Source organism: Sporomusa sp. 246TCP1, from assembly GCF_057319775.1.
In genome coordinates this window covers 2780001-2805976 of the sequence record NZ_CM170492.1, presented here as the reverse complement: position 1 = coordinate 2805976, position 25976 = coordinate 2780001, and the positions used below count along the sequence as shown (strand labels likewise).

8 protein-coding genes, 2 rRNA genes and 1 pseudogene (1 of these 11 only partly in view) are annotated in these 25976 nt (G+C 42.5%); 6 read left to right on the top strand and 5 right to left on the bottom strand.

Annotation, left to right across the window (positions count from 1 at the left end; genetic code table 11):
* Positions 1 to 35: 35 nt before the first annotated feature.
* Positions 36 to 11753, top strand: a complete 11718-nt coding sequence (locus AC1ECB_RS13030) for an amino acid adenylation domain-containing protein (protein ID WP_485669082.1) — start codon at positions 36 to 38, stop codon at positions 11751 to 11753.
* A gap of 126 nt (positions 11754 to 11879) precedes the next feature.
* Here AC1ECB_RS13030 and AC1ECB_RS13025 read toward each other — a convergent pair whose 3' ends face one another.
* The 3 genes and pseudogenes from AC1ECB_RS13025 to AC1ECB_RS13015 form a co-directional block, all read right to left on the bottom strand.
* Complete coding sequence (locus AC1ECB_RS13025) at positions 11880 to 12632, bottom strand: GNAT family N-acetyltransferase (RefSeq protein WP_485669081.1); 753 nt, start codon at positions 12630 to 12632, stop codon at positions 11880 to 11882.
* A gap of 105 nt (positions 12633 to 12737) precedes the next feature.
* Positions 12738 to 13862 (bottom strand): RNA-guided endonuclease InsQ/TnpB family protein, encoded by a 1125-nt coding sequence (locus AC1ECB_RS13020; protein ID WP_485669080.1) that lies wholly within the window; start codon positions 13860 to 13862, stop codon positions 12738 to 12740.
* Positions 13855 to 14459 (bottom strand): annotated as a pseudogene (locus AC1ECB_RS13015) (IS607 family transposase). Before AC1ECB_RS13015 ends, AC1ECB_RS13020 begins: the two are co-directional and overlap by 8 nt.
* A 301-nt stretch (positions 14460 to 14760) precedes the next feature.
* On the opposite strand from AC1ECB_RS13015, the gene AC1ECB_RS13010 reads away from it, so the two are divergent.
* Complete coding sequence (locus AC1ECB_RS13010) at positions 14761 to 15771, top strand: glycosyltransferase family 4 protein (protein WP_485669079.1); 1011 nt, start codon at positions 14761 to 14763, stop codon at positions 15769 to 15771.
* 134 nt (positions 15772 to 15905) lie between these two features.
* Here the strand turns inward: AC1ECB_RS13010 and AC1ECB_RS13005 are convergent, their stop codons facing one another.
* Both AC1ECB_RS13005 and AC1ECB_RS13000 read right to left on the bottom strand, forming a co-directional pair.
* On the bottom strand, positions 15906 to 16730 hold the full coding sequence (locus AC1ECB_RS13005; RefSeq protein WP_485669331.1) for a glycoside hydrolase family 130 protein: 825 nt from the start codon (positions 16728 to 16730) through the stop codon (positions 15906 to 15908).
* A gap of 374 nt (positions 16731 to 17104) precedes the next feature.
* Positions 17105 to 18832, bottom strand: a complete 1728-nt coding sequence (locus tag AC1ECB_RS13000; RefSeq protein ID WP_485669078.1) for an aldehyde ferredoxin oxidoreductase family protein — start codon at positions 18830 to 18832, stop codon at positions 17105 to 17107.
* A 550-nt stretch (positions 18833 to 19382) separates the two neighbouring features.
* Between AC1ECB_RS13000 and AC1ECB_RS12995 the strand changes: the two genes are divergently transcribed.
* The 4 genes from AC1ECB_RS12995 to AC1ECB_RS12980 all read left to right on the top strand — a co-directional run.
* Positions 19383 to 19745, top strand: a complete 363-nt coding sequence (locus AC1ECB_RS12995; RefSeq protein WP_485669077.1) for a MarR family winged helix-turn-helix transcriptional regulator — start codon at positions 19383 to 19385, stop codon at positions 19743 to 19745.
* A 352-nt stretch (positions 19746 to 20097) separates the two neighbouring features.
* Positions 20098 to 22233 carry a molybdate ABC transporter substrate-binding protein gene (gene modA, locus AC1ECB_RS12990; RefSeq protein ID WP_485669076.1) on the top strand — a complete coding sequence of 712 codons (2136 nt, stop codon included), beginning with the start codon at positions 20098 to 20100 and terminating at the stop codon, positions 22231 to 22233.
* Between the two features lie 417 nt (positions 22234 to 22650).
* Positions 22651 to 24206 (top strand): 16S ribosomal RNA (locus AC1ECB_RS12985).
* Positions 24207 to 25035: 829 nt separating this feature from the next.
* Positions 25036 to 25976: ribosomal RNA gene (locus AC1ECB_RS12980) — 23S ribosomal RNA — on the top strand; it runs 1977 nt beyond the window's last position.
* Together the 16S and 23S rRNA genes form the textbook arrangement of a ribosomal RNA operon.

Below are 25976 nucleotides of genomic sequence, written 5' to 3'. Positions count from 1 at the left end.
AAGATACAAAATACGATATTTCGGGAGGAATTTTAGTGAAGAAGTCTGTTTATTATCCGCTTAGTCATCCGCAACAGCGGATTTGGTATACGGAAATGATGTTACCTGAAACAAGTTTTGCCAATATTTGCGCGAGCATGCTACTGAAAAAAAGTAATATTAACCTGGAGTTGCTTAAGAAAGCCATCAATCTGGCCATTCAGCATAATGAAGCCTTGCGTATCCGGCTTATTCAGAGTGACAATGGTGTGCAGCAGTATGTAGCAGAATACCACGAAATTGACCTGGATATAATCCAAGGCCCTGGTTTGTCTGAGTGGTTTAAAAAACAGTCACAAACACCCTTGGCCTTACTGGATGCACCTTTAGCTTATTTTGCTTTGGTAAAATATTCGGAAGAAAGCTATGGATTTTATATTAAACTGCACCATGTGATTAGTGATGGATTCTCATTTTCCATCTTGAATAAGCAAATTGTAGAATATTATGAAAAACTGGAAAGCGGACAGGATATAGAAGCGATAGCTAAGCCTTTATTTACCGATTATTTTGCACGGGAAGAAGAGTATTTGGTTTCCCGGCAATGCACGCAAGATCGTGAATATTGGCTGCAACGACTTGAAAATCTTCCAGAGCCGCTTACTATGCAATTTACCTCAACAAAATTTGGCATTACTGCCACACGGCAGATCTTTGGCGTAGCGGAAGATTTGCAAAATAAAATCGATCAATTTTGTCGCCAACAGGAGACTACCTTATTTCGATTTATGATGTCTGTATTCTATGTGTACTTGGCCCGAGCCTACCGCAGCAATGATATTATCATCGGCACAGCTTATTTTAATCGGGTGAATAGAAAAGAACTGAATACCATCGGTATGTATGTAAGCACAATACCTGTGCGCATAGCGCTTGATGGTAAGAGTACATTTGCCGATGTATTGCGTCTTGTTCATTGTCAGTTAACGGAAGATATGGCTCATCAGCAATATCCCTACAACTTGCTTGCACAGGACTTGCGCGCGATGGGACAAACACCGGATGGCCTGCTCAATATCAATGTGGTGCAAATACCCAATGGCAAAGCTGATAAATTTGTTAGCCAGCAATGGTATCAGGGAGCTGACCCAGCCCTACTAAATATGGTGATTAATCCTAATCAACTTCCGAAAGGTTCGCCGTTAGAGATCGCTCTTGATTATCGCAATGATTTATTCAATGCGGCTGCTATCGAACGTTTATTTGATTGTTTGCTGGCGTTAATCCAAGATCTATTGGATAATCCGCAGAAACAACTATTCCAGTTGGAAGTTATGCCTAAGGTAGAAAAACAGCAGCTCTTAGTGGAATTTAACAAGGCACAGCTTCCTGTTCCAGACAAAACCTTTGTTGATTTGTTTCAGGAACAAGTGGACAAAACTCCTGAGAATATTGCGGTAATGGATTTCCAGCAAAGCTTAACCTATGCTGAGCTGGACAAGGTAACTGATAGTTTAGCTGCCCGTTTGCAAAATCTTGGCGTTGTACCTGATACCATAGTTGGGATTATGGTCCCCCGGACTGCCGATTTTATTATTGGAACATTGGCAATCATGAAAGCCGGGGGGGCTTATCTGCCGATTTCAGCCGACTATCCTGATGGAAGAATTCAATATATGATTGCCGATAGCAAGATTTCTGTTTTGCTGGGAGTAGAACAGTTTAAGGCAAAAGCGGCTGGGTTTCAGGGTACCTTTATTGATATGGGGATGCCCGGGTTATTTGATTATCCGGTTCAGAACCTAGCAAAAGCTAATAGACCTTCAGATCTGGCCTATATCATTTATACATCAGGCTCAACAGGCAACCCAAAAGGGGTAATGATTAGTCATGCTAATCTGATTCATTTGTGCAGTTGGCATAACAGCCAGTATCAAACAACGCCAGATGATATTTCAGCCTTGTTTTTTAACACCAGCTTTGATGCCTCTGTAAAACAGATTTTCCCGTTTCTGATTGAAGGGGGAGCTGTTCTCATTATCCCGGAAGAGTTGCTGCAAGATATTGCAAGTCTGAATAAGTATATTGTCGAAAAAAAGGTAACTTTTATTGGTCTGCCAACTCAGTTTGCCGAAACCTTTATGGCCAGCTGTGACAATAGTATTTTGAAATATATGATTGTCGGTGGGGAAAAGCTGCGTAGTTATAAGCCGCGCGGCTATGAATTAATCAATGAATACGGTCCTACCGAGTTTACGGTCTGCGCTACCTATTATCCGGTGCAACAACAGCTGGATAATATTCCGATTGGGAAACCGGTTGCTAATTCGTGGGCCTATATTCTGGATCAAGCTGGCGCCCTACAGCCACTTGGAGTACCTGGGGAACTTTGCTTGGCCGGACCGCAAATTGCCAGAGGCTATTTAGGCCGGCCTGACCTAACAAACGAAAAGTTTATCAATAATCCGTTTCAGACCTGTGGAAAAAATGCCAAGCTGTACCGTACCGGCGACCTAGCCTATTGGAATGAACAGGGTGAGCTTATATATCTAGGTAGAATGGACAATCAAGTTAAGCTCAGAGGCTTCCGGATCGAGCTTGGGGAAATAGAAAGTGCCATGACAACCTTTGATGGAATTATCGAGGGCGTTGCTGAGGTTAAAGAAATTGGCAAAGCACAGTATTTGTGCGGCTATTTCACAGCAAACACTGCTCTTAATACAGAACACCTGAGAGAACATTTGGCTACAAGCCTGACCGAATATATGGTGCCAGCCTTCCTAATACAATTAGCAAGCTTACCACTGACGCCTAATGGTAAAGTGGACAGGAAAGCGTTGCCTATGCCGGAATTGCAAGGCAATGCTACCTATGTTGCTCCGCGCAATGACACAGAAGCCATCCTTGCAGCTGTGTTTGAAACGATATTGGGAGTGCAGCAGGTGGGTATTGATGACAGCTTCTTTGCCTTGGGTGGAGATTCTATCAAGGCCATCAGAATGGTATCCAAGCTGCGTGAAAAAGACGTGTTTGTAACAGTGCCGATGGTGATGCAAGGGAAAACCATTCGTGCTATTAGTGAAACAGCCGCCTGTCAAGATACGATGCCAACTATTGATCAGCAAGCCGTCGCAGGCGAAGTGCCGTTAACCTTTATTCAAGCTTATTTCTTTGCGCAAAATTTGCCTCGTCCTCACCATTTTAACCAATCGATAATGCTGGAATCAGCCCAGCGTGTAGACGAAGCCAAACTATGTCAAACTTTACATGCCTTGACTGCACACCATGATATGCTGCGTGCTGTTTATCGTTCGGCTGGTCGACAAGAGATTCGTCCGGTCGAAAGCGAATATCTCTACAGTTTGACTATCTATGAGTATCAAGAAGATGACCAGTGGCAGAATGCTATGGAAGTAGTCTGCAATAAAATGCAAGCTGGGTTTGATTTGACCAACGGCCCCCTGATGCAGGCCGGACTCTTCCGTACACCGTCTACAGATAAGCTGTTTATTGTCATCCATCATCTGGTAGTGGACGGCGTATCCTGGCGTATCCTTATCGAAGATATAAATACTGCGTACAGACAAGCAAGGCGAAACGAGACGATTACGTTGCCGCCGAAAACAGCCTCCTTCAAAGCCTGGAGCGAGGCCATTGCCCGCTATCGCATAAGCTATGCGCTCAAACTGGAAATCTCCTACTGGAAGAAGGTACAAGACAGCCTTTCTGCCGGGCGTATTCCTGCTGTATTCACTCAGGAGAAAGGTTTTGGAAGCGTGAATGTAACGATAGACGAAGCGCAAACACGTGCCTTAGTATCCACCGCCTCTGAAGCCTATCATACCGAAGTTAATGACCTGCTGCTCTGCGCGCTCGGGAGAGCTGTGCATAAGGTCACCGGACAAACAATGGTAAGCATTGCTCTGGAAGGGCATGGCAGAGAACCAATTTGTGAACATTTGCCAATTGACCGGACAGTAGGCTGGTTCACCAGCGTATATCCTACAGTTCTTACTGACATCGGTTCCGATATAAGGACTGATATCCGCCGTGTAAAAGAAACACTGCGACGTGTGCCAAACCACGGTATCGGTTACGGTATTCTCCAATATATCGGTGAGCCCGCATTAGACCAGCAGCTTCAACCAGATATCTCCTTTAACTACTTAGGGGAATTATCTGAAGAACATACAACAGCGCTGTTTACCGTAAATAATCAAGTACCGCAAGGGCAGCATGTCTATGAAGGCAATACCTTTGGTTCGCCCATTGCCTTAAATGGTTTAGTGAAAGATAAGCAGCTATTGATGGATATCGGCTATGACCGAACAAAATACAAGGATGCCATGATAATGCAGCTAGGGGACGCCTTTGCCCAAGAATTAAAGATGCTGATAGCCCATTGTGTTTCCCGCGAAAATATTGAGATAACCGCAGCTGATTTAGGCGAAACAGCTTGGAACGACACCGAATTTGAAGCCTTATTGCAGCAGACACAAGCCAAAGGCTGGGAAATAGAGCGTATTTATCCCCTAACCCCCATGCAGGAAGGAATGCTGTTTCACCGCATTGCTGAACCGGAGTCGACAAGCTACTTCTTGCAAAGCGTACTTCGTTTGACTAAACCATTATCTATAGATTTATTACAAAAAGCACTCTACCACTTGGGACAAATACATGAAGTGCTTCGGACTGCTATTCTTTACAAAGGTATGAGCGAATCTCGCCAGGCAATTATCAAAGGGCGGGCTTTTGAAGTAAGTCAGGTGGACATAAGTGGTGCTAGTGATACGTCAGAACAGCTGGAAATGATTAAACAGCAGGATATTCAGCGCGGCTTTGACCTGCAGGAAGATCCACTGCTTCGAGTTATCATAGTGAAAATATCGGATGGCGACTATCGCCTGATCTGGAGCACACATCATATCATTATTGACGGTTGGTGTCTCTCTATTGTCATGAATGATTTTATAAATATCTGTAACACCCTCTATGTCGGGCTGGAATATACTGCAGTTGGGAAACTAACAAAAACTCGCTATGAAGACTATGTAAGAAGCCTTCTCGTTTACGATAAGGAAGCGGCATATATCTATTGGAAAAATCTCCTTTGCGGCTACTCCACCGACGCAGCGATTCATCCGTTGGGAACTCCAACCGGCGGCGAGAAACAGGAAAGTACAGTAACCTACCAGTTCAGCAAAGAGATTACCGAACAAATACAAACTGTTTGCAATCACTATGACGTGACTATCAACACCGCGGTCGAAGCAGCCTGGGGCTTGGTACTGCAAAAATACACTAATACCGAGGATGTCGTATTCGGGAAAGTAGTATCTGGCAGAAATACAGGTATTGCCGGTGTCGAGGAAATGGTCGGCTTGTTTATTAATACCATTCCTGTACGTGTGCAAACAGACAAGGAGGAAACTCTTGGTAATCTGCTGCAAAAACTGCAGCAGCAGGCCATCGAAAGCACACAGTATGACACTTGTGCGCTTTCTGAAGTCCAGCAATTGAGTGATGTTGGCAGTAGTTTAATCAGGACAATCATGGCATTTGAGAACTACCACATTGCTGAAAGCAATGCAGAACAACATGTCATTGAGTTTATGCTCGAAGCTGCTAGAGAACAAACTAACTATGGTATTTCGGTTGTAGCCTATCTACAGGAAACACTGACTATCGGGATTGCCTATCATACCAATATATATGGTAACGCTGAGATTACACAAATTCTGGCGGGAATGGCTGCTGTATTAACAGAAAATCCAACTGTGTTATGCAAAGATATTGCTATTGTAAGTGATGAACAACTAAATATGTTGGAACGCTTTAATCAGACCCATACTGAATACAGCAATCCATGTGGCAGTATCGTTGAAATGTTTAAGCAACAAGTACGACGAGTGCCCAATAATATCGCCGTAGTTTATGAGCAAAAGCAATATACCTACCAGGAACTTGATGAAATAACCGATAAACTTGCCAAAACACTCAAAACAGTGGGCGTTGGACCTGAACAAATTGTAGGTGTACTTATTGATCGCAGTGAATATATGGTTATTTATCCACTGGCCATCGTAAAAGCCGGCGGAGCCTATATGCCGCTAGATCATTCCTTTCCAACCGACAGACTGGAGTTCATGATCCAAGATGCCGGTGTTCAATTGATACTATCTGAGCAAAATAGGGTAGCAGAACATCTTCCTCAGTTTAGCGGAACAATAATAACAACTGCAGACATCGCAACAATCGAAGTTGACGAAAGTATAACCCTAGCTATTCCTGCACCCAATGATATGTTCGTCATACTCTATACATCAGGGTCTACAGGAATGCCCAAAGGTTGTATACTTGAAAACCACAACCTGGCCAACTATTGCAACTGGTTTCAAGCGTACTACCGTGTTACCGAAAATGATCGAGCAGCAGGCTATGCAAACTTTGGCTTTGATGCCCATATGTTAGATATCTATCCCTATATCACCTGTGGGGCAGCGACCTATATTATACCAACGGCAATGCGACTGGATTTTATCAAACTTAATCAATACTTTGAAGAAAATCAACTTTCATTAGCCTTTATGACTACCCAACTTGGCAGACAGTTTGTTGAAGAATTTGATAATAAGTCATTACGGGCACTCCTTGTGGGTGGGGAAAAGTTATTGCCGATCAAAAAACCAGCCTATGATTTTTATAATGTCTATGGGCCTACAGAATGTACGCTTTTTACTACAAGCTATGAAATCAAGAATGATTACAATAGTGCAATTATTGGCAAGCCACTGGCTAACTATCAGCTCTATGTGCTAGATATCAATCTGCAGTTGCTCCCAATCGGAGCTGCCGGTGAACTGTGCATTGGAGGGGCTGGTGTTGGCAGAGGCTATTTAAACCGTGAAGACATAACCCAGGAAAAGTTTATTATGTGGCAGGGAAAACGTATTTATCGAACAGGCGACCTGGTTCGATGGACCAAGGATGGTGAAATTGAATACCTGGGGAGAATGGACGGACAAGTAAAACTACGCGGTCTGAGAATCGAATTAGGCGAAATCGAAAGTCAAATTCTAAGCTATGAGGGAATAACAAGCTGTGCCGTTGTCGTTAAAGAAATTGGTGGCACGCAGCACCTTTGCGGCTACTATACAGCGGAAAGCATCATTGATGTAGAAAACCTAAAAGAACAACTGGCAGCTAAACTTACAACCTTTATGATCCCCACTGCCTTTACTGAGCTAGCTAAACTGCCACTTACTTCAAACGGTAAAGTAAATCGTAGAGCTTTGCCTGACCCAGTCATCGAACGTCAAGAGCGGGTTCTGCCACAAACGGAAAGCCAACAGCAATTATTTGACCTGGTAGCCAACCTGTTAGGAACCGACGATTTTGGCATTACCGACGACCTATTCCATGTAGGCATGACCTCCATACTAGCAATAAAGATGTCAGTTGCCATCTACCAGCAATTCAACCTCAACATCAAGACAAATGATATCCTCCAAAACAAAACCATCGAAAAGCTGGCAGTGATCCTCGAAAATACCGCCCAAGCAGAAACAATAGCAGTGTTTGCCAAAAGAGAATACTATCCACTCACAGAAAACCAACGCGGCCTTTACTATGAATGGGAAAAAGACCGGTCAGCATTGCAATATAATATTCCCGAAGTAATCAAATTATCAAACAAAGTAGATCCCAATAAGCTGCACGCCGCTGTTGAAAAAGTTATAGAAGCCCACCCTTACCTAAAAACCTGCCTGGGAACCAAAGAAGGGCAAGTTGTACAACTAAGACAAGATGACAAACCAGTAGTCATTCGGGTAGCAAAAGTAAGCGAAGCAGAAATAGAGAGCATTAAAGCAGCCTTTGTTCAGCCCTTTGACCTCTTTACCGGGCCGCTGTACCGTATCGCCATTTACTATACAGACAAGCAGACCTATCTATTTATGGATATCCACCATATCATCCTTGACGGCAGCGCCTTAGGGGTGTTCACCGCCGATTTAGTAACAGCCTATACCGGCGCAGAACTGCAGCAGGAAAGCTATACTGCCTTTGAATATGCCCTCGAAGAAGAACAACTGGTAGAAAGCGAAACATATCTTGCCGCCGAAAAATTCTTCGACAATATGCTAAGTGATAGCATGACTGAACTTCCCAAAGTAGCAAAGGGGGAGGGGGAAGGTCAGGCTGAGCTTGTTGTTACACATGTTCCTGGCCAAAGAATAACAAAATTCTGTAAAGAAAATGCTGTAACGCCAAGTAACTTATTTCTAGCAGCACTCTGCAATACTCTAACCCGCTATACAGGCGAAGCAAGAATAGCGATAACCACGATTTCCAGTGGCCGGAACGAAAATAAGCTAAATGGCATTATGGGGATGTTCGTAAAAACCTTACCTATAGTTATTCAGCTTAATCCTAGCGAAACAGCAGCAGCTTGTGTTAAGGGTGTGCAAGAAACCATGTTTGCAACCCTGGCCAATGAAATCTATCCCTTTACCAAAATGGTCGAAAAACATAAAATCGTACCACAGATTAACTATGCCTATCAGGGCGGTCTGTTAGACACTGCTATCCTCGAAGGCCAAGCCTTAGAAATAGAAGCCCTAGCACTGAACAAAGTGAAATTCCCCTTATCGATCGATGTAGGTCTGAAAAATGAGGAGTATCAGCTTGTTATTGAGTATGATGAAAGCCTGTATACCAAGGAATATATTGCGACCCTAAGCAGTGCCTTAGCTGAATGTGCCCAACAAATCGCCCAAAATCCCCAGCTGTTATGCAAAGATATTTCCATTGTAAATGAAAAGCAGCGACAATTGCTGGCAAGCTTTATCCCGGCAAGCGAGGACGATGTCGGCCAAACCCTGCAAGAACTATTTGAGCAAGCGGCAGCCACAAATGACGAGAAACCAGCACTTATTGCAATCGACAAAACCTTATCCTATGACGCGCTAAATACGGCAGCAAACAAAATAGCAAATGCATTAATCGCCAAAGGAATCAAACCAGAAGACAAAGTCGCCTTTTTATTGCCACGCGACAGCAGACTTATTTGCACGATATTCGGCATAATTAAATCAGGCGGTGCCTTTATCCCGGTTGACCCCGAATACCCGCCAGACCGAATAAAACATGTGCTGGAAGACAGTGAAGCCAAATATATAATCACAACAGAGAGTAAGCAGGCAGAGTATAATTTTAGCAATGGCTTAGTTGTCGATGAACTATTGCATAATAAAAATCAAACTAATCCCCAAACCGAAGTAACCGCAAACAATCTATGCTATATCATTTATACCTCAGGCTCAACCGGCAAACCCAAAGGTGTAATGATCGAACATCGTAATATTGTAAATTATGTATTACCGCTAAAATCCAACTTCTATATTAACAAGATAGTAACCACTTGTTCGACAATGCTGTCAGTCACAACAGTCGCTTTTGATGTGTTCTTAGAAGAAGCCTTGGTAACACTCGCCAATGGTTTAACCTTAGTTTTTGCCGACGAAGATCGGGCAAATAACCCCATGCGGTTAGCCGAGTTCATTACGGAAAACGGTGTTGATGTGATGTCGACAACGCCTTCACGGATAATGCAGTATGTCGAAGCAGCGGCGTTTGCTAAGGCACTTGATAAGGTCAAATTAATTATCTGTGGCGGCGAAAAATTCCCGGCAAACTTCTTTACTGTGCTGAGAAAATATACAGCGGCGCTAATCTATAATACCTACGGACCGACCGAAACCACGATAGCAACAAATGCGAAAGAACTTGAAAATGAAGAAATAACGATCGGCAAAGCACTGTCTAATGTTACGTTGTATGTTGTTGATAAAGAGTTGAATGTGCTGCCAATCGGTGTAGTTGGTGAATTACTCATTGGCGGAAAAGGGGTAGGCCGAGGCTATTTAAACCGTCAAGATCTAACTGATGAAAAGTTTATCCAGTTTAAGGGCGAACGAGTCTACAAATCTGGTGACTATGCCAAATGGACGGCAGCTGGCGAAATCGATATTATGGGCAGAATGGATGATCAGATTAAGCTGAGAGGGCTTCGGATTGAACTAGGCGAAATTGAATCCCGCATGAACGAATATGCAGGCATAACGGCAAGCGTAGTTACGATCAAACACTTGCAAAATGCAGATTATCTCTGTGCCTATTTCACCGCGAAAGACAAAATAGACATAAGTGATTTACGCGAGTACTTAAAGCAGCAGCTTACCGCCTACATGGTGCCTACCAGCTTCACCCAGCTAAACAAGATGCCGGTTACACCCAATGGAAAAATGGATGTAAAAGCTCTGCCAACGCCGGAAATCAAGAACTACAATGAATATGTTGCGCCCACGAACGAAGTAGAAGAGCAGCTTTGCCATATTTTTGCGGAAACGCTAACGCTTGACAAAGTAGGCATTACAGACAGCTTCTTTGACCTTGGGGGCACTTCCCTGCAAGCCATGAATGTGGTAGTTAAAGCAATGGCACTTGATATTGGAATAACTTATGCCAATGTCTTTAAACATCAAACGCCACAAAAACTTGCCGAGTTTTTAACTAACAATGTAGAAGAAGCGGTAACTACCGACGTGAGTGCCTATGACTATAGCGCTATTGATAAACTGCTTGCCCAAAATACCTTAGGCGAAATTACAGAGGCGCCAATCGGTAATATCCTCTTAGCCGGCGCTACCGGATTTTTAGGAATTCATATCCTGAAAGAATTCCTGGAAAATTACCCTGGTAAAGTGTATTGTCTCATTCGCTCCAAAGATAATGTTGCCGCTGATACCAGACTGAAAGTCCGGCTAGTATACTACTTTGACAATGATTATGCTGAACTGTTTGGAAACCGGATTTTTACCGTAGAAGGTGATATTAACGAGCTGGAATCAACCAATGTGTCGGTCGATACGGTAATAAACTGTGCGGCTAACGTTAAGCATTTTGCGGCAGGTGATGAACTGGAAAAAGTCAATGTCGGCGGTGTTCAAAAGCTAATTCAGTATTGCCTGGACAATAAGACACTGTTAATCCAGGTTTCCACTACCAGCGTTTCCGGAACAGGCGATGCGATCATGAAGGATTGTAAGATAAAAGAATCCCAGCTATACCTGGGACAAACCTTAGACAATAAATATATCTATAGTAAATTTTTAGCAGAACGGTGTGTATTAGAGGCAGTAGTAGATAAAGGATTGAAAGCCAAAATCATGCGTGTAGGCAATTTGATGTCGAGAAATACAGACGGAGAATTCCAAATCAACTTCCAGGGAAATTCCTTTATGAATAGTTTAAAATCATTTAAACTGCTCGGAAAATTCCCGGTAAGCTTTATGGGTGGTGCCGAAGAGTTTTCGCCAATTGATAGTACGGCAAAAGCCATTGTTAAGCTGGCGCAAACCAATAAAGAATATACGGTATTCCATCCTTGTAACAATCATGCTATCTATATGTCGGATATTATTTACGCAATGAAAGAGTATGGCTTTGCGATCGATATTGTAACTGACCGTGAGTTTGTAGAATGTTTAAAGGAAAAGATGCAGGAGGCTAAACTTATGCCTGCGCTTACAGGAATTTTGGCATACCAAGAAAGCAGCACAGAAAAACCAGTCTATGGATTAGGTAGAACAAACGAATTTACGACAGAGGTTTTATACAGGTTAAACTTTAAATGGCCAATGACTTCAGAAGTATACATTAAGAAAGCAATTGAAGCATTAGAAGGATTAGGGTTCTTTGATACCGAGTATTAATGAAAGAAAGAGAGGAGGCAACGAGCCTCCTCTCTTTCTTTCATAACTCGCTACTAGTGGCTCCTGCTTCGTAAACATAAAATAATCCCCACCTTGAACCATGCAAGATGAGGATTACAGAGGACTTTAACAACCTTTTTTTAGTTCTTTCACCATTAGCGCACAATATCCCTCTAGATTTTCAAAAGGGTTAGGGTCATTATAGTGTAAATCAGCATAGACTATACGATTTTCTTCCCGAAATCCTAATTTCTCTAGGACCTTTTTTGATTTCAGGCTGGTGCACTCGGCGAGGGCGTATTTATATCCTTTAGTGATAGCATTTGCCAATACTTTTTCTGCTAAGCTCGTTGCTATCCCCAGGGCCTTAAATTGGGAATCTATCCCTGTATAAAACATATGCAAACAATCTCCAGCAATGAAGTCCATTTTTTGGATAAAATGATTATCCAATTCCTGAAGCAACACACTTGAAGGCATTGCCTGCTGCATAATTACGGGATCAACAGCTTTCGCACGTGTGGGATCAAATATTAGATCAACACAAATTGCGAAACCAATCACTTTACCGGTTGCTTTTTCAATCGAAATAAAACTCAAGCCATCCTCGGCTGCAAGTTGGCAATAATCTTCTGCTAAAGAATGGAATTGTTGGTGGCTTAACCCCAGGCTTTTTGTCATTGGCTCTTCATAAGTAAATATTTTGCTAAAACAGGCAGCGGTTTGCTCAGTGTCAGCAAAATTCAGCAACTTATATTCTACAAGCTCATTGGTGTCTAATGTGTTCTTACTCATAGTGAGTGCCGTTACAAGAAACTTATAAAAATCTATAAACTCCATAATAAAACTTATAAATTTTATGTTCTCTTCCCAATTCATCACGCCCGATTTTGCCAAAGCTACTTTCGTTTGATATAGCGTTCCAAGGGCTTAAACTCCCGACATAACGAATCGGTACATATTAGCGTTATCTTTTAGGTGATGTTACGCTAATTTGGAGTATTCTCTCAGGTTAATTGCCGCCTGCAAATCTCTATCCATCACATTACCGCACTCGCATTTATAAACTCGGTCAGAAAGTTTTAAGTCTTTCTTAACGTGACCACATTTACAGCAAGTTTTGCTACTCGGATAGAATCTATCAGCTTTTATTAACTTAACTCCGTACCATAAGCATTTATATTCAAGCTGTCTAACAAATTCAAATAGCTTTTGTTCAGCTATCGCTTTAGATAAATGCCTGTTTTTCATCATTCCGCTAATGTTCAAATCCTCAATCACTATGTACGCTGGCTTGGTTTTCACCAGTTCCGTAGCCGCTTGATGAATATGGTTAGTACGGATATCCGTTAGCCGTTTATAAGTTTTATTGATTCGTTTTTCAAGTTTTAAAAGATTCTTGCCCTTCCCTTTTATTTGTTTATTTTTGTTTTTTTCATACTGCCTGCTTGCCTTACGTTGCAGACGTTTCAGTCGTTTATTAGCTTTCTTTACTGCCTTTGTTTTGTTGATATTTTTATACTTTTTGCCGTTACTGACTATTGCTAAATCCTTAATACCTACGTCAATTCCTATCGGTTCAGATATAGGCTTATCAATCGTCATATCTGGCATTTCAATGCCTACCGATATATACCAGTTCAAGCCGTCAAATGTTATTCTTGGATTGCTATATTTTGAATTAGGCGGTAAACGTTCAAACTCAGCTAATTTGACTTTTCCTATCTTTTCAAGTTGAACGTGCTTTTCAGTTACTTTTAGTTTGAGATTATCATGATAGAACGCAGGTTTTGACTTCCTTCTGGACTTGAATCTTGGCTTGTCAGCTAACTTCTTGAAAAATTTCTTGTAGGATTCGCAGGCATCTTTTACAGCTTGTTTGGTAATATTGTTGCTGTATTTGTATAGCCAAGATAATTCTGTTTGCTTTAATAGTGTTAATTGTTTTCTTAGCTCACCATCAGATAAAAATTTGTTATCTGCTTCAAAGTTTTTCTGCTGTTGGTCAAGCGTCCAGTTATAAGCAAACCGCGCTGTACCTGCACATTGAAAGAGTAGTGAATTTTGCTTGTTATTTGGCTTTAGTTGAACTTTGATTGATTTAATCATGCTCGCCCAAATCCTTGACAAACTTTTTTGCTTGGTTTGCTCGTTTGCCTTGAAGTCTACAAGCAAAAACAGTCACAATTTGAATCATATCCTCAACAAGTTCCTGCTCTTGTGTTTTCTCTGTATTGTCTATAATTTCAATAGCACATTGATTAAGACTAGCGATATATTCAATTAACTCAAAACCAAATCTAATCAATCTATCCTTATACAAAACAACAACCTTATCAACTTCGCCAGATTCTATTCGTTGTATCAAATTTTGCAAGCCTTTTTTGTTGTAATTAATACCACTACCAATATCTGATATTATTTCAAACGGTTTACCTTGCGATATTAGATAGCTACTTACATTACTAATTTGCCGTTCCAAGTCATCTTTTTGTTTAGATGATGATACTCGGCAATAACCAATTACAATTTTGGGATTATCGGTTTTGATATGCAAAACTTGCTTAATTTGTTCTTCCGAATAGTACCTATAACCATTAGTAGCGGTATGATGCGGTTTCAAAACTCCATTTTATCCCAATTCCTCAGTGTTTGTGCGGTCTTGCCAACCAGTTTAGAAAATTTGTTAATAGTATAATATTCCATGTTAACACCTCAATAATTATTACACCACTAACATTGTTAAATGTATATAGCTTTTAACAACTTTTATTTAACTGTTTCTCACCCTCCCCAAAATTCTATGACCGTGATTTTACATTATTGATATAGAAAATTCATAATACGACTTCAGTATAGCAAAATTTAGCAAGGAGGTATATAGGACTTGCACCAAAAGTGAATAAAGGCTTTACCCTTACCTCTGCCGAAGTTCTTCTAATATCAAGTATGGAATGTCGGATAGCTTTCCGAAGGAATTTGTAATGATGTGGGGGAGTTTTAAAATATGAAAGTTGCAATAATTTCACCGATTGCGTGGAAGACACCGCCGCGACATTATGGTCCGTGGGAAAGAGTAGTGTCATTATTGGCAGAAGGACTTGTTAAAGAGAATATTGATGTAACACTGTATGCTACTGGTGATTCACTAACGACCGCCAAGCTTCGCAGCGTATGCAGAGCACCTTATGAAGAAGACAGAGAACTGGATGCTAAGGTTTGGGAATCTTTGCATATATCTGAGATAATGGAACAGGCAAATGAGTTTGACATAATACACAATAATTATGATTTTTTACCTCTGACTTATAGTGGACTAATAAAAACTCCAGTGATAACAACAATACATGGGTTTTCTTCACCTAAAATTCTACCTGTTTATAAAAAATATAATAAAAAAACACACTATGTTTCAATCAGTGATGCTGATAGGAATGGGGAACTTGATTATATAAGGACTGTGTACCATGGAATAGATATAGAAGAATTTACATTAAACGAAAACCGTGGCGATTATTTGGTTTATTTTGGAAGAATTCATAGAGACAAGGGAACTTATGAGGCAATACAAGTTGCTAAAATGGCAAAAATGAAACTGGTAATTGCCGGTATTATTCAGGATAAATCTTATTATGAAAATTATGTAAAGCCGTATCTTAATGATAATATTTGTTATATTGGATCAGTAGGTCCTGAAGAAAGAAATAAAGTATTAGGTAATGCCTATGCATTGTTACATCCCATTAATTTTAATGAGCCGTTTGGCCTTAGTATAGTTGAAGCAATGGCGTGTGGAACACCTGTCCTCGCATTTAAAAAAGGTTCTATGCCTGAAATTATTCAAGACGGCATTAATGGGTTTATTGTATCCAGCATAGGGGAAATGGCTGAAAAAATTAAAGATGTTATGAATATTTCACGGGAAGCTTGTCGTAAAACAGTTGAACGCAGATTTACGCAGGAAAAAATGGTAAAAGAATATATTGAAGTCTATAAAGAAATAGTAAAAAATTCGTGATCTATATATTCCGCATTAAGGAAGTTTACAGGCGCAGGGGCGGTGTATTGACAACGCTCCACCACTAGCGTTTGACTTCCGCTTTTGCCAACACACCACCCGCCTGCAAAAGTCATTAACATGTTGTATATAGTTTATGGCATGGCAGGTCTGCTATGATTTAGGCAAAGATTTACAAGATCATTGATGTTGGCAGTTCCTACGCACATGACAGAATCGGCAGCTCCCCAGTATATTTTAACAATACCATTTTCCTCAAGGATAGCTCCGCAGGTAAAAACCACATTATGAACATATCCTGTTACTTCCCAAGGGTCTTCAGGTTGTAGAATCCAACTATCGCCGACACCTAGAATGATGGCGGGATTATCTAGTTTGTGTAAGGCGACTCCTAGTCTATATATTGATCCATCCATGGTGGGAAAGACACCGTGATAAATAGAAAGCCAACCTTTGTCAGTTTTGATAGGTGTTGCTCCGGGACCAATTTTCATTTCATCCCAGTGATACGGTACAGGCATCATGATTAACTCTGATTCTCCCCAATAGATTAAGTCCTTTGAATAACTAATCCATATTGCCCAAGGAGAAATTTCGGAATGCGGTCGATCAAGGCGTATATATCTACCATCTATTTTTTGGGGGAAAAGAACAACATTGCGATAATCAGCTTCAGTGATTAGCGAGATACGGTCTAATGTTTTGAAATCTGTTGTTTTTGCCAAACCGATTCGCACTCCGTGTTTTGAATATGCACTATAAGTGATGTAGTATTCACCTTCTATGCAGGAAATACGAGGATCTTCCACACCGAAAGCCTCATATTCTTTGAAAACCCTCGCTGTTGCTGGAGTAATAAAAGGTTTGTCATGTACTATAAAAGAGTAACCGTCATTGCTTTCTGCTAATCCAATAATAGAGCGCCTGTATCGAGATGAGAACGAAACAACATGTAGTATTTTCCCCGATACTTTGCCACTCCAGCGTTATGTACGGTGTGGACGGAATAAGGAACATCTTTTTTGGTTAATATCGGGTTAGCCTTATAACGTTTTACAATAGGTTCTTTTATTGCGATGTCCTCCTTACTAATGTGACTCTATTGGGTGTATTATACTACAATGTCTAATACAAACGTGCAAATGTTTGCATTGAAAAAACAGAGATTTGTATTAAAACTATATGTTTTTAAGTAATTGTGAGGGGCCGTGCTGAAATTCTTATATTTCAACACGGCCCCGTCTTTGTTTGATTAAACTGTCTACATCTATATCGCATTCCCTGTCATTTGACCTTTAGCAATACAGTAGAGACTACGATCGTTCTTAGCTGATTAGAAATTAAATACTTCGTCGATTTCTTCGTCTGTGAAGTCCCAGGTAGTGTTATGTGGTGCACATTCTTCCTCAAAGAACTCCGGCAAACGGTCATCGGCATTGGTGAAGCCGGCCCTGTGGTTGAAGCCGCGCTCAGCCTTGAGAACTGATTTGCCAAGATCAGTAACATCGTCGGCGGTAAGGGACAGACCGTACTGGGCATTAATCATATCAATCAACGCCTGGAAACCATCGGGGATATCCAGGATAGCGAAAGCAACAAACAGGCACATACCGGTGCTGTCAACAGCGGCAGTGGCAATTTGCAGATTGCGGGACAGTTCGATGTTACCCTCTTTTTTCAGTGGGTCGACATCGCCGCCGATCTTGAGAATATTGGTAGCAACTGCATAACCGGAAGTATGGTCAGCGCCCATCGGAGTGGTAGCGTAGGTCAAGCCTACACCCTTAACCGCACGCGGGTCGTAAGCCGGAATTGCTTGCCCTTTCACGACAGGAACCCTGGAAACACCATAGACGCGTCCTACGGTTGCTGCACCACAGCCGAGAATCCGGCCTTGGGGAGTGCCTTTGCGAATTTCTTTAATCAATTCCATGGCCGCCTTGCCATCGCCCCAGGGAATGACACCGCCTTCCATATAAACACCAATGGCAACAGTGATATCAATGGAATCTACACCAACGTCATCGCATTCACGGTCAGCATAGGCAATGAGGTCAAGGTCATTAATCATGGCGTTGGCGCCAAGAGCCCAAATAGTCTCATATTCAAAACCGCTGGTAATATATTTGCCTTGCTTGTCAACATAGTGCTGAGAGCAACGCATGATGCAACCGGCATGGCAACCGTGGCTAGGCTTACCGCCGCGGGCTTCCATAGTTGCAGTCATGGTTTCACCGCCGATGTCATTGGCCCAATCGTTCCGGCCACGGCGGAAGTTTTGAGTAGGCAGACCGCCAGCTTCGTTCAGAATATTGACCAGAATGTTGGTACCGTATTTGGTTATACCCTGACTGGTGACCGGATGAGTTGTAAGGGCTTTGGCAAACCGCTTTGCAGCACTCTTGAAAGCTTCGCGATTAACAATGGGAACACCGGGAGCACCAGTATCATCAATAACAACAGCTTTTATCTTTTTGGAACCCATGACAGCACCCAGGCCGCCGCGGCCGGCGCTGCGGATGTTGCTTTCAGGATCAGCAAAGGAAATGTTGGCTGCCATAAGCCTCATTTCACCGGCCGGACCAATGATGGCCACACCGGCTTTAGCACCATATTTTGCCTGCAGGACTTTAATGGCTTCGTAGTTACCCATGCCGATGATTTCAGCGGGAGCATCTTCAATGGTCACATCGTTCATTGTAATTTTGACGATGAAATACTTATCTTCTTCCGGGATTCCTTCAAACACAATTGCCTTAATGCCCATTTTGGCCATCTTTTGACCAAACGTGCCGCCAGTATTACATTCCTTGATACCACCGGTTAGCGGGCTCTTAGCGCCACAGGAAAGCCGGCCGGAATTAGCAGCGTTGGTACCGGTAAGGTAGCCGGGTGCAAAAATTAATTTGTTGTATTTCCCTAGTGGATGACAAGTTGGTTTCACTTCGTCGGCGACGAAGTTGGATGTAAGCGCCCGGCCTGCTATGCCGGCGTACTTCTCGGGAACCTCGCTGGTAGCAACATTTTTTGTTGCCATGTCTACACGGATAAACTTACTCATAAAAAACCCTCCTCCATAATTATAAAAAAAGAGGTGCTAAAAATATTTTAGTAAATATTTTAGTAAATCATTTTAGAACCTCTTTTTCTGCCAAGTTTTCTCCAAAGGCATCACCAGAATAAGAAATAAAGTATGTAAACAGCAAAAAAGGAAGCCCGTAATACGGACTTCCTTTGCATAATGGCAGGTGCAAAAATTCCTTTTTGCGCCCTGTTTACTATCTCCTGGCTGGCGATAGCAACTCGGAACTCTTAGAATAGTATATTCGCTTCCATCCTTAAAATTCCTGCAAGAAAAATAGAATTTTAAGAAAATTAGTGAATTTTTTTTAGGTCCATCTAAATGTGGACAACTCCTTCTACAATTTCCCCTGTTTTCTGATAGCTATTGACTCAAACTGTTTAATGCATTTACAATATTGCTAGTATGTTAACAATTGAGCTTGGGGGTGACATAAATTACTAACAATGATATTTCGGACCGTTATATTTCAATACGTACGCTGATTGAACTGACCGAATTCCAGGATAGCTTAGATGATGTTTTGGAGATGCACTTTGCCCGGTATAGTTTGTCCAAGGCTAAGTTTAATGCTCTAATTCAGTTATTCATGACAGGTGGGCAAGGGCTGACACAGTCAGAATTAGGTAAAAAGTTGCTGGTATCCCGAGCCAATGTTACCAGACTTATTGATCGATTAGAAAAAGAAAACCTGGTGATTCGCAAAGGTGATCCAGCCGATAAAAGGGTTTTCCAACTTTACCTTACAGACCATGCTAGTATGCTCATGAACACCTTTGTTCCTATTCATAACCAGTATGTGCATAAGATTATGTCTGTGCTTGATACTGATGAAAAAGAATTGCTTATTACCTTGTTAGATAAGCTTAAAAAAGGATTGGATCAATGTTAGCGGCTATTTGAAGACGCTAAATAGTACAATGTGCATTGTACAAAAATAAGGGAACACAACTTGAAATTGTGTTCCCTTTTAATATTTGTAAGTGGCAGAACATTGGAAGTGATTTAGACCCCAAAACTAACATAAACAAATTAAAACATAAATAATTAATATTTATTATCGGTTTAGATAGTTTGCGATTATTGACAATGTTGACAGTATTAACATAACAATATATAATTTTATCTAAAATGGGAAATAATCCCGCGGTAAGGTCGTTTTAGTCAATACTGATAGAATTTTTTGCGTGGTGGCTCTTTTTGAATTAACAATTTATTTAAACGGAGATATTATGAGCAACTATATGTCTAATGTAGTAGTCTGTCAATACAAGAAAAAACCTGATGAGTTGGATAAGGTACTTCGTTTTGTGCCGTCAAGTATTGGCGAGGCATTATTAGTCACTGACTTGAACGCTAAGATATTGTTTATGAACAGTACGGCAGAAAACCTCACGGGTTATTTAGAAGCAGAAGTTTTGGGTACAACGGTTATGGAACTATTTGAAATAATTGATACAACTACTGGCCAGGTTGAGTTTCCAACAGGCGAGAGCACCAAAAGAAATACAGTTATTAGATTTGGTAATAATACATCCCTTTTCACCAAACATGGTAAAGAAGCTGCTGTTTATGGTTCGGTTTCTCAGATAATGAATGATGCTAAGAATATCGTCGGGTTTGTGATTGTTTTTTTCGATATGACCGAGCAGCGGCGGCGAGAAAGAGTATTCAAAGACAGTGGCATGCGGGATAATCTGACAGGTCTCTATAATCGTTCTTATTTTACATGGGAAACTACGCGAGTGAAGGGAAAACAATATGTTCCGGTTGGTTTGATCATGTGTGACATTGACGGGCTGAAAATTGTAAACGATACACTGGGTCATAACGCTGGTGATAATCTGCTTATTGTCGTAGCGATGATACTGAAGAAGAGTTTTCATGAGGAAGATATAGTGGCCAGAATCGGCGGAGATGAGTTTGCAATTTTGCTTTTCCAAAGCTCGAACTCCGCGGTAAGTAACGCATGCCGGCGAATCCGCAAAAATATCGCGGAGTACAATGAGATGAATGCCGGACTACCGCTTAGCGTTTCTCTCGGCTATGCTGTCGGTAATAACTTATCGACAGATGTCAGTACATTAATTGAACAAGCAGACCGAAACATGTATAAAGAGAAACAGCAGCAAAGCAGAAGTATTAAGCGATCTGTCGTTAATACCATCATGCGGATGATTGGAACAAAAGATTTCATTACCCAGGGGCATTGTGAACGTGTAAAAAACCTGATGGAACCAGTGGCTTTGTCCTTGGGTCTATCTGAAGAGCGTATAAATGAACTAAAGCTATTAGCTGAGTTTCATGATATCGGCAAAGTTGGCATCGCTGACCAAATTCTATTAAAACCAGGTCCACTCACTGACGAGGAAAGAACTGAGATGCAGCGGCATTGTGAGATAGGGCAACAGATTGCTATGGCAGCGCCGGATCTTGCTCATATAGCCAACGGAATACTAAAACATCATGAATGGTGGAACGGTACCGGCTATCCACAAGGCTTAAAGGGAGAAATCATACCCATTGAGTGTCGTATCTTAGCTGTTGCCGATGCCTACGACGCCATGACAAATGATCGGCCCTATCGCAAGGCTATGGCATCCGAAGCAGCATTGGCGGAGTTGAAAAAGGGGGCTGGCATTCAGTTTGATCCAGTTGTGGTTGTTGAATTTACGCGCATGCTCAAAACGCTGAAAGTATACGCTGCAGCCAGTGTCAAGGATGCACTCTTGAAAGTAAAACGAGCATATATTGCTAACAACCCGGAGCAAAGTCTGTTGCTTCGATTCGGTGGTTCGGGTGAACTTAAACAACAAATAGAAGACGGAGCATTGGTGGATGTCTTTATTTCGGCAGCGCATAGCCAAATGAACCAATTGCAGGAGAAGAAGATGTTACTTGATGAGACGAGAAGAGAACTTCTGCAAAACAGAATTGTCCTGATTGCATCAAAAAAATCTGATATTTCCTGCAATTTTCAAACGCTAACCAAAGATCAAGTAAAAAAAATAGCTGTTGGTAATCCTGAAAGTGTGCCAGCAGGCAAATATGCCCAGGAATTGCTAATGTCATTGGGAATTTTCGAAAACTTAAAAGCAAAGTTGATTATTGCTAAAGATGTCCGGCAAGTTTTGACCTTCGTTGAAACAGGAAATATTGATGTGGGTATTGTATATCAGACTGATGCCCAAATATCCAAAGAGGTGAAAATTCTTGACCGGGTACCCTTGAAGTCATGTTCGCCAGTGGTATATCCTGTGGCAGTAATGAAGGACAGTAATAATATTGAAACAAGTAAGGAGTTTATTAAATTTCTTACTGGCTATCAGGCACGAGAAATATTTAAGAAATATGGCTTTACGATTTGCGGTGGATCATAAAATCTGGGTGTCGCCTCCCCCAAAATTGCTAAGTGCAGGTTTGGACATACAAAGAGACACTTTCGATAAGTATTTATAAAAAAACAAAAAGTTACAGTTGACATAAATGGTTGGACATGATAATCTATAAAAGTCGCTATGAGCGGCGGCAATAATTGGCAAAAGAAAATAGTGTTGACATAAACTAATGAAGATGTTATTATAATATTCTGTCGTTGAAACATGGCACATCGGTTACGGATTAAACGTACCGTCCATGGTACGTCCGTGGCAAAATGTTCCCTGAAAACTGAACAATGTAAGTAATGCATCAAAAAAGCCAGATGTGCGGTTGTATGTCGCTTGCGACATACAACACCAAAAATAAACAATTTCTTAATTTGATTTATAGAGCCAACAAATGGCTTCAATAATATTTTATTGGAGAGTTTGATCCTGGCTCAGGACGAACGCTGGCGGCGTGCCTAACACATGCAAGTCGAACGGGGAGTTATTTATAACTCCTAGTGGCGAACGGGTGAGTAACGCGTAGACAACCTGCCTCTAAATTGGGGACAACACCGCGAAAGTGGTGCTAATACCGAATGTGGTATCTTAGTCGCATGACTGAGATAAGAAAGGTGGCCTCTGAATATGCTACCGCTTAGAGATGGGTCTGCGTCTGATTAGCTAGTTGGTGAGGTAACGGCTCACCAAGGCTTCGATCAGTAGCCGGTCTGAGAGGATGAACGGCCACACTGGGACTGAGACACGGCCCAGACTCCTACGGGAGGCAGCAGTGGGGAATCTTCCGCAATGGACGAAAGTCTGACGGAGCAACGCCGCGTGAGCGAAGAAGGTCTTCGGATTGTAAAGCTCTGTCGTTTGGGACGAACGTATTCTATGTGAATAATGTAGAGTAATGACGGTACCAAAGGAGGAAGCCACGGCTAACTACGTGCCAGCAGCCGCGGTAATACGTAGGTGGCAAGCGTTGTCCGGAATTATTGGGCGTAAAGGGCGTGTAGGTGGATTTTTAAGTCGTGTGTCTAAGTGCGGGGCTCAACCCCGTATAGGCGCAGGAAACTGGAGATCTTGAGTGCAGGAGAGGAAAGTGGAATTCCCAGTGTAGCGGTGAAATGCGTAGATATTGGGAGGAACACCAGTGGCGAAGGCGACTTTCTGGACTGTGTCTGACACTGAGGCGCGAAAGCTAGGGGAGCGAACGGGATTAGATACCCCGGTAGTCCTGGCCGTAAACGATGGGTACTAGGTGTAGAGGGTATCGACCCCTTCTGTGCCGCAAGCTAACGCAATAAGTACCCCGCCTGGGGAGTACGGCCGCAAGGTTGAAACTCAAAGGAATTGACGGGGGCCCGCACAAGCGGTGGAGTATGTGGTTTAATTCGACGCAACGCGAAGAACCTTACCAGGACTTGACATTGAGTGAAAAGCTAAGAGATTAGTTCCTATCCTTCGGGATACACGAAAACAGGTGGTGCATGGCTGTCGTCAGCTCGTGTCGTGAGATGTTGGGTTAAGTCCCGCAACGAGCGCAACCCTTATCCTTTGTTGCCAGCGCGTAATGGTGGGAACTCAAGGGAGACTGCCGCAGACAATGCGGAGGAAGGCGGGGATGACGTCAAGTCATCATGCCCCTTATGTCCTGGGCTACACACGTACTACAATGGGCTTAAACAAAGCGAAGCAAGCCCGCGAGGGTAAGCCAAACGCATAAACAAGCTCTCAGTTCGGATCGGAGGCTGCAACTCGCCTTCGTGAAGTCGGAATCGCTAGTAATCGCAGGTCAGCATACTGCGGTGAATACGTTCCCGGGCCTTGTACACACCGCCCGTCACACCACGAAAGTTGACAACACCCGAAGCCGGTGGGGTAACCAGCAATGGAACTAGCCGTCTAAGGTGGGGCCGATGATTGGGGTGAAGTCGTAACAAGGTAGCCGTATCGGAAGGTGCGGCTGGATCACCTCCTTTCTAGGGAGAACCGTTCGGTGTAACAGCTGAACTACTTCCAGGTCGGTACATTTGGCAAGCATTACGATACTAGACGGAGTTTATGTGCTCGCTGTAGTATCACTTACATTGTTTAGTTTTGAGGGAATGCAAGTTACCAAAAATTACTTGTTGAAATAAACGAGTGACTATGGTAACATAGATATTCCTGAAAACAACATATCCAGTGACGATAGCTGTGGGAAGGAAGGTACTCATGTACCTTTGAATGTTACAATGTGTGTTCTGTAGTGTAAAGAGAGTCTTCGTCAAAGCCGTGAGGTAGTATATATACTTAGCGGCGGTAAGACGTGTGACCTGTTCCGCATACCGAACACAGTAATTAAGCAAATTCTACTGTTAAAGGTGACTGCAGCTATATTCTAAATCAACTGTCAATAAGTAGAGCCTGGTTGGAAACGGCCTGGGAGATTAGGAAGTTGCTGGTTTTGGAACGAAAGTTGCCAGAACTTACATGTTGAAATACACAAGTAGATCTGATAATATAGATGTTCCGCTGTTCCTTGAAAACTGCACAGAAGAAAGCAAAGTAAAATTACCTCTCATATGCAAATATGTGAAGTAACTTAACGAAGCGCAATTAGGATTTAACTGAAGGCAAAACGTAAGCTAAACCATCGGCACAGTAAAATGTAGCCGAGAGACTGGCTAGCGTGCATCAGATGCTAGGCGGAAGGAGGACGCGAACGGAGTCGTACTGGAAGTACGTCGAAGAGAGCGCCCGGACTGACAACAACGCAGATGATGTGCGATAGACAGTCGACAATGTATTAGCAACAAGACTAAAATAAGTCAAGTTATTTAGGGCATACGGCGGATGCCTAGGCGCCAAGAGCCGACGAAGGACGGGGTAAGCTCCGATATGCCAGGAAGAGCTGCAAGCAAGCTTTGACTCCTGGATTTCCGAATGGGGGAACCCGGCGGTGGTAATGCACCGTCACCTAACGTAAGTTAGGAGGGCACCCGGGGAACTGAAACATCTAAGTACCCGGAGGAAAAGTAATCAATTGAGATTCCCTAAGTAGCGGCGAGCGAACGGGGAAGAGCCCAAACCAAATCACTTCGGTGATTTGGGGTTGAGGACTGACAACAATCAAACCAGGCTTAGTCGAACTACCTGGAAAGGTAGGCCACAGAAGGTAATAGCCCTGTAAACGAAAAGCAGAGTTTGAGGGTCAGAATCCAGAGTACCACGGGACACGAGGAACCCTGTGGGAAGCAGGGGGGACCACCCTCCAAGGCAAAATACTCCTTGGCGACCGATAGCGCATAGTACCGTGAGGGAAAGGTGAAAAGCACCCCGGGAGGGGAGTGAAAGAGAACCTGAAACCGTATGTCTACAAGCAGTCGAAGACCCTTATGTGGTCAACGGCGTGCCTATTGAAGAATGAACCGGCGAGTTACAGTAACTAGCGAGGTTAAGTGGGAAACACGGAGCCGAAGCGAAAGCGAGTCTAAATAGGGCGATAGTTAGTTATTGTAGACCCGAAACCGCAGTGATCTATCCATGGCCAGGTTGAAGCGCAGGTAAAAATGCGTGGAGGACCGAACCCGTGAGCGTTGAAAAGCTTTGGGATGAGTTGTGGATAGGGGTGAAATGCCAATCGAACGCGGAGATAGCTGGTTCTCCCCGAAATAGCTTTAGGGCTAGCCTCAGGTAATGAGTATAGACGGTAGAGCACTGATAGGGCTAGGGGTCTTATAGATTACTGAACCTTGTCAAACTACGAA